General features: G+C 34.3%; 5 protein-coding genes and 1 tRNA gene. 3 read left to right on the top strand and 3 right to left on the bottom strand.

Features of this window, described 5'->3' with window-relative positions:
- Together RT228_RS16195 and RT228_RS16190 are read left to right on the top strand one after the other, a co-directional pair.
- Positions 1-2,025, top strand: a 2,025-nt coding sequence (locus RT228_RS16195; RefSeq protein WP_313138814.1) for a carboxy terminal-processing peptidase, incomplete at its 5' end; no start/stop codon positions are given.
- 1 nt (position 2,026) lies between these two features.
- Positions 2,027-3,112 (top strand): ABC transporter permease, encoded by a 1,086-nt coding sequence (locus RT228_RS16190; RefSeq protein ID WP_313138812.1) that lies wholly within the window; start codon positions 2,027-2,029, stop codon positions 3,110-3,112.
- 558 nt (positions 3,113-3,670) lie between these two features.
- Here the strand turns inward: RT228_RS16190 and RT228_RS16185 are convergent.
- The 3 genes from RT228_RS16185 to RT228_RS16175 all read right to left on the bottom strand — a co-directional run bounded on the left by RT228_RS16185 (position 3,671) and on the right by RT228_RS16175 (position 5,863).
- Positions 3,671-4,561, bottom strand: a complete 891-nt coding sequence (locus RT228_RS16185; protein ID WP_313138810.1) for a GH25 family lysozyme — start codon at positions 4,559-4,561, stop codon at positions 3,671-3,673.
- A gap of 66 nt (positions 4,562-4,627) precedes the next feature.
- Positions 4,628-5,467 carry a mechanosensitive ion channel family protein gene (locus RT228_RS16180; protein WP_006257539.1) on the bottom strand — a complete coding sequence of 280 codons (840 nt, stop codon included), beginning with the start codon at positions 5,465-5,467 and terminating at the stop codon, positions 4,628-4,630.
- A 314-nt stretch (positions 5,468-5,781) separates the two neighbouring features.
- Positions 5,782-5,863 (bottom strand) — tRNA-Leu (locus RT228_RS16175).
- 514 nt (positions 5,864-6,377) lie between these two features.
- On the opposite strand from RT228_RS16175, the gene RT228_RS16170 reads away from it, so the two are divergent.
- Entirely contained in the window at positions 6,378-6,725 is a 348-nt protein-coding gene (locus tag RT228_RS16170) for a hypothetical protein (protein WP_006262689.1), read from the top strand.
- Positions 6,726-6,918: the final 193 nt, after the last annotated feature.

The raw sequence follows: 6,918 nt of genomic DNA, 5'->3' as shown, positions 1-6,918 counted from the left end.
AAAGAATATCTAAAAGCATTGGATCCAATGAAGAGATATTTCTTACAATCGGATATTGATGAGTTTTCTAAATATGAGTACCTAATAGACGACATGATTCAGTTAAAGGAACTTTCTTTCTTTGACCTGACTTATGAGCGTATTACTCAACGTATGAATGAAGCTAAAGGTATTTATACAGAAGTTCTTGAACAACCATTCGAATTCGAATCAGACGATGTATTGAATGCTGACTATGACAATATCGGCTACGCTAAAGATGCGGAAGAATTAAAAGAGCGTTGGAAAAAACTACTAAAACTTAATGTCTTATCTACCATTACTGACAACCTTAAAATACAAGAAGGTAAAGTAGAGGAAGAAGAAGAGTTTGACGAGTTCGGAGAGCCTATCATTAAAGAAGAAAAGAAAACAGATAAAAAAGCAAAAGACAAAAAGCCTGTTGAAAAGAAATCTTTTGAACAGCTTGAAAAAGAGGCTCGTGAAAGTGCTTTAAAATCGTATGATGAAGTTTTCGAATTCATTAAAGACCTTGAAAGAAAAGACTGGTTTGCTATCTACTTAAATTCTATTGTAGAGCGTTTTGACCCGCATACTTTCTATTTTGCTCCTGAAGACAAGGAGAAGTTCGATGCTAGCATGAGTGGTAGCTTCGAAGGGATTGGTGCTGTTTTACGCAAAAAATCAGAAGGTGTAGAGATTAATGAACTTGTACCAGGTGGACCTGCTTGGAGAGGTAAAGAAATCGAAACTGGAGATATTATCCTTAAAGTTGGTCAGACTAAAGATGAAGAGCCTATCGACATCGTAGGTATGCGTCTAGACAACGTTGTAAAACTGATCAAAGGGAAAAAGAACACTACAGTATTCTTAACGATTAAGAAAATAGACGGAACGATTAAGGTTATCCCTGTAATGCGTGAAGTTATCGAAATGGAAGAAACTTACGCTAAGTCAAGTGTTATCCAAGATGGTGATAAGAAATATGGGGTTATTCATTTACCTAAATTCTACATTGACTTTGAGAACAAAGACAGTCGTAACGCATTTACAGACGTTGAAAAAGAAATTAAAGAACTAAAACAACAGAACATAGACGGTATCATTATGGACCTTAGAAACAATGGTGGAGGTTCATTAGAGACAGTTATCAAAATGGTTGGGTTATTCTCTAAAGAAGGTCCTGTAGTACAGGTGAAATCTTCTAGAGGAAAACAAAAAGTACTAGATGATAAAGATACCCCTATCGTATGGGAAGGTCCATTAGTTGTATTAGTGAATAACTTCTCTGCTTCTGCTTCTGAAATCTTTGCAGCAGCTATCCAAGATTATAAGCGTGGAGTTATCATCGGTAGTAAACACACGTATGGTAAAGGAACTGTACAAAACTTAATAACACTTAATGACCTATTAAGAAAACAACCTTATGGCGATTTAGGTGCTTTAAAAGTAACACTACAGAAGTTCTACCGTATCAATGGTGGTTCTACTCAACGCGAAGGAGTACTGAGTGATATCGTATTGCCAGACAGATATTCTTATATCGACATGGGAGAAAGAGATATGGATAACGCAATGCCATGGGACAAGATAGAAAGAGCTACTTATACTCCGTATAACAATGATTTCTCTACTGTTATCAAGTCAAGTAAAGAGCGTATTGCACTAAATGAGCAATTCAAATTGATTGACGAGAACGCACAATGGATCAATGAAAGAAAAGATGAAAAAGAAGTTCCATTAAGCCTTGAGAAATATCGTGCAAAACAAAAAGAAGTAGAAGAAAAAGCGAAAAAATTCAAAGCTATTTCTAAGTATAAAAACGAATTGAAATTTACTTCTTTACCTAGTGAATTGGCTAGAATCAAGAACGATACAATACTTGAAAGCAAAAGAGATAGATGGCACGAAATGCTAAATGGTGATGTCTATATCGAAGAAGGTGTAAAGATCTTAAAAGACTTAGACACAAAGAAAATATATAAAGTAAGTGGTGATAAAAACAACGTAAGTTCTAAATTATAGAATGTCTCACACTAGCAAATCATATACACAGATTGCGCTCCAAAAATTCAAACAAGATTTTTGGGGCGTTTTGTGTTTTTGGATTATTGTAAGCATTGCTATCGTAGCAGCCTTTGCTTACTTCATTATCCCTGACAACTCTAAGAACGCTAACGCAGGAGACCTTGCCCTACGTTCTCAGAGCCCTGGTTTTACAATATCTACTATCACTATTCCTACAGACACAGATCGCACTTGGAGCGAGCTTTGGTTTGGAAGAGAAGAAGCTACTAGATTTATCCCTATTAGTGAATATCACATTACTAACGATACCCTATTCTATAAAGGATATAGTAACCAACCACAACTAGAAGAAACTAAAAGCATAGCGTTGAGTTCTTTAAACAATGCTAAAGAATCCGAGATTATCAAACAAAAGAAATATTGGTTAGGTACAGATAACCAAGGAAGAGACTACCTAAGTAGACTAGTTATTGGTGCTCGAGTATCTTTATCTATAGGCTTTGTAGCTGTGCTAATATCTTTAGTGATAGGTATCACATTAGGCGCTATAGCCGGTTACTTTGGCGGAAAGATAGATGCCTTTATTCTTTGGTTGATTAATGTGTTTTGGTCTATACCTACCCTACTGCTAGTGATTGCTATTACTTTAGCCTTAGGCAAAGGTTTTTGGCAAGTATTCATCGCTGTTGGACTAACGATGTGGGTAGAAGTAGCTCGTGTAGTCAGAGGACAAGTAATCAGTGTAAAAGAACAACAATACGTAACTGCTGCCCATGCTTTAGGCTATTCTAACTACAGAATCATTACTAAACATATCTTGCCAAACTGTATGGCTCCAGTCATCGTAATTTCGGCTGCTAACTTTGCTTCTGCCATTTTAGTAGAGAGTGGACTAAGTTTCTTAGGTTTAGGAACACAAGTACCTACACCTAGTTGGGGTGCCATGATTAAAGAAAACTATAACTATATCTTATTAGGCAAACCTTATTTAGCCTTATTACCAGGCTTTGCTATGTTTGTACTAGTGATAAGTTTTATGCTGATAGGCAATGCCTTAAGAGATGCCCTTGATGTTAGAAAATAACATCCCATCCTTATTTTTTCCTTATTATCCTGGAATAAGCGATAGACATATAAACGAAAAGCAAGTATACAAAATAGGTCTGAATTACTAATAAAAGCATACTATAGTATGGTTTTAGAGCTAATGAAAGAGATATGAAGTAGAATAGCTTTATCGTATTTGACTAATGCTTAATCTGGGTTTAACTAACGCTGATTCTAGGATTATACACAATGTCAAAGAACATACTATAAGTCATTACTTACGGTGTATCCAGTCTAAATCAGATACAGCACAAAAGTAAATAACCTTATTTATGTTCATTTCGATATTGCTTATAACGCCCTATTATGACAATAATGAGTGTATATGGTAGCAGAAAGTGGGACACTGTGTACCTAATCTAGAAGATTAAACCCAAAATACGCGATAGACATATAAACGAAAAGTTATTATACAAAATAGGTCTGAATTAGTGACACAAGCATACATTAGTATGGTTTTAGAACTAATAAAGGAGCTATGAAGTAGAATTGCTTTGCAGTATTTGGCTAATGCGGATTTGGAATTAAAAGAACTTTAAGGCACGAGTAATTCTCGTATATCTGCCTTATTTCCATTATAGATATTTAAGTCCACCTTACCATCTATTCCATTGATAACTCCTTTCTCTGTAAATTGCCAGAAATGCCAGTCAGGCTTTATTTCTTCAACAAAGAAGTTGTAATTAGCGATCCATAGTACATGATCAGGAAACCAAGCTTTAAGGTGATGTGTATAGTAATTCTCTCCTGAGTACAAGATCGGTTTTACTTTATAATGCGCTTCCACTAGCTTGATCCAGTTCTGCAGCCCTTTTCTAAGGTTCTCCATAGACTGCTCTTTAGGCATATCTTCTATATCTAGTACAGGAGGAAAGTCTCCCTCAGATATTTTCACTAGCTTGATAAAGTTTTCTGCTTGTTCTGTCGAATTTTCATCAGGGCGATAATAGTGATATGCCCCTCTAATAAAGTGATTTGCTCTAGCGCCTTTCCAGTTTAGATGAAAAGCTTTGTCCTTGCCATCTTTCCCCATAGTCGCTCTAATAAACACAAAGTCAAGAGAAGCTTTACCAGCTACAGAATCCACTACCTTCCAATCGATCACCCCTTGATAATGGGACACATCGAAACCGACTAGCATACTATCATGTCTATTCAACACCTCTACAGTACGCACATCATAGATAGACTTGCCTTCTGACTTGTCATCAGAGCTAAAGAAATAGCGTATTCCCTCTCTAAAATGTAGCCCAAACCAAATACCTATTCCCACTAATACCACGATGATGACCACCCACTTCACAGTAGTCCATGTAGATGATTTAGTTTTCTTCTTTCTAGAAGGTTTTCGTTTTGTTGGAGGTTTTCTCTTTGGTCTAGCCCCCACAGCAGACATAGGATTTGAATTAGTTTTATTAGAAGCCATCTCTCTTTAGAAAAAAGCAAAATTAATCCTTTTATTGATATTGAATACTTCTAGAAGCTATAACTTTTACACAGACTCAGCACCTTGTTTTAACTTGAGTACAGGTACAGGTAGTTCTATATTATTTGCCTTAAATTTCTTATCAATCTCAAAGCGGATCTCACTACCGATGCGATCGTTATCGAAAGCGTTATCTATAAAATAATACAAGATAAAACGGATAGAAGATTCTCCGAACTCATCTATAAAAACTATAGGTTTAGGTGTTTTTAGCACCTCATCATTATCCTCTACACATGATAATAGCACCGATTTGACTAACTCTACATCCGTCCCTATAAACGCACCTACATTAATCCTAGCACGTATCACAGGATCCTCATGCGTCCAGTTATTCATAATATCATCTATCAGTTTTCTATTCGGAATCACAATATCTTTTCTATTACGTGTCTCAGCGATAGTACATCTAAGGTTAATGACCTTCACACGAGCCACCTCACCTCTTATCTCTACCACATCACCAACGTTCAGTGTCTTGTCAAACAAAATATAAATACCTGCTATCAAATCTCTAAAGATATCTTGTAGTGCAAATCCCAAACCAACAAATAGAGCGGCTGAAGTAGTCAAAAACATACTGATATTTATCCCTACTACATTCAGGATAAAGAAAATCATAATCAGGTAAATAAAGTAATTAATGAAATTAAAAACACTCCCTAGCCTAGCCGCTACATCAGGAGTAGCCATACGTATAAATGCTTTTTTCAACAGCCTCACCCCTACATTAGTAATCATAAGCGTGAATGCGATGAATAATAAGGTACCTATCGTAATACTGATAGACTTACTCGTATATAATTCAAACTCTAATACAGTTGCCAGCAAATTTTTTAATTCCATTCCTTTTCCTTGATTAATCCTTAGACATTATAATTTAGACTCTACTTCACACAAAAGTCACACCATTCGTCTAAATTCAATATTTAAAGAATGAAATTTACAAAAAAAGATGATACATAATTTCTAATCAATGATAATATCAAGAAACATATTTTTTAAAAGCTAAAACGAATATGAGTAGGTCTATACAAAATAATGGTGCAAACTCTCACACTACCTATATAGTGTTTGATTATTGTATTGCTACAAAAAAGTTAATTAAGCTATAACTTTACACCAATAAAAAAGCCTCTTCGTTTGAAGAGGCTTTTCTGTGCGGGTAAAAGGACTCGAACCTTCACACCTTGCGGCACCAGATCCTAAGTCTGGCGTGTCTACCAATTTCACCATACCCGCGAATCAGTGGAACATCCTGTTCCTTTAAGACGTGGCAAATATAATAGATTTTTTTGCTTAAAAACAAATCTTAAATAATAAAAAAATCATTTATTTTTAAAACTCTTATACAGAGACTTTTAAAAATAAACAACTCGCAGAGAGAATCAGTTATTCTACTTGCTTTCAAAATCAAAATAAGTAAAACAACACCAGAAATCCTATACTAGGAAACTCAACAAATCAGAATACACTCAGATATAGTGTGAGTTTGCATAGAATCTATCTAGAGAATATGTCATACTATAAGAAATGTTTAAAAGATTAAACGCTGTTCAATATTTAAGAAATTTGAAGAGCTCAATAAGTCTAAAAATAAACATCAACAAATTAGATTTTAATACTTAATTAAAAAACAAACAGTTCAATATTTGATTTATTCACACAAAACATAATTACAGTTTGATTTATTTTACTTTAAAACTTTGGTAACCTATTAATTTTGATCTCTATTAATTTAATAAAATTAAAATTTATGAGATATATTTTCTTAATATGTTGTTTCATCTCTTTACTATCGTGTTCTAATGATAATAAAGACGTGGAGCTTAAAAACGATGAAGTAGAACTTAGTGTTTATTTATTAGGTGATACCAAAAATGTAGAAGTAAAACTAACCTCAAATAGTGATGAGGGAAATTTTTATTTTGAAATAAATAAAAATCTTTACAATAAAAAGTTTAAAACAACTAAAGGTTATTCATTTATGGCAAATTGTACTAATCCGAATACTTTAGTTACTATACAAGTTATTGATTCTAAAACTAAAAAGGTACTAAATAAAGAAAGTGCTTATACATTAGTCAAAGTATCATCAAAATAGTATTCTTCCTAAAAGACAAGAAGCCTGTACATGATGTGTAGGCTTTTTTTTATTCGCTTTTGCCTAGTCTCTAACTTTTGATACTATTCCAAAAAAATAATTCCATAAAAAAAGCCTCTTCGTTTGAAGAGGCTTTTTTGTGCGGGTAAAAGGACTCGAACCTTCACACCTTGCGGCACCAGATCCTAAGTCT

The sequence above is a fragment of the Myroides sp. genome, from assembly GCF_032073645.1.
GTDB classification, from domain to species: Bacteria; Bacteroidota; Bacteroidia; order Flavobacteriales; family Flavobacteriaceae; genus Flavobacterium; species Flavobacterium odoratimimum.
The sequence above is the reverse complement of the archived record's forward strand: the minus strand, read 5'-3'. Positions and strand labels throughout refer to the sequence as shown.

Coding starts and splice junctions, on each gene's coding strand:
- RT228_RS16170 (WP_006262689.1), top strand. CDS start 6,378: ATGAGATATATTTTCTTAATATGTTGTTTCATCTCTTTACTATCGTGT.
- RT228_RS16190 (WP_313138812.1), top strand. CDS start 2,027: ATGTCTCACACTAGCAAATCATATACACAGATTGCGCTCCAAAAATTC.
- RT228_RS16185 (WP_313138810.1), bottom strand. CDS start 4,561: ATGGCTTCTAATAAAACTAATTCAAATCCTATGTCTGCTGTGGGGGCT.
- RT228_RS16180 (WP_006257539.1), bottom strand. CDS start 5,467: ATGGAATTAAAAAATTTGCTGGCAACTGTATTAGAGTTTGAATTATAT.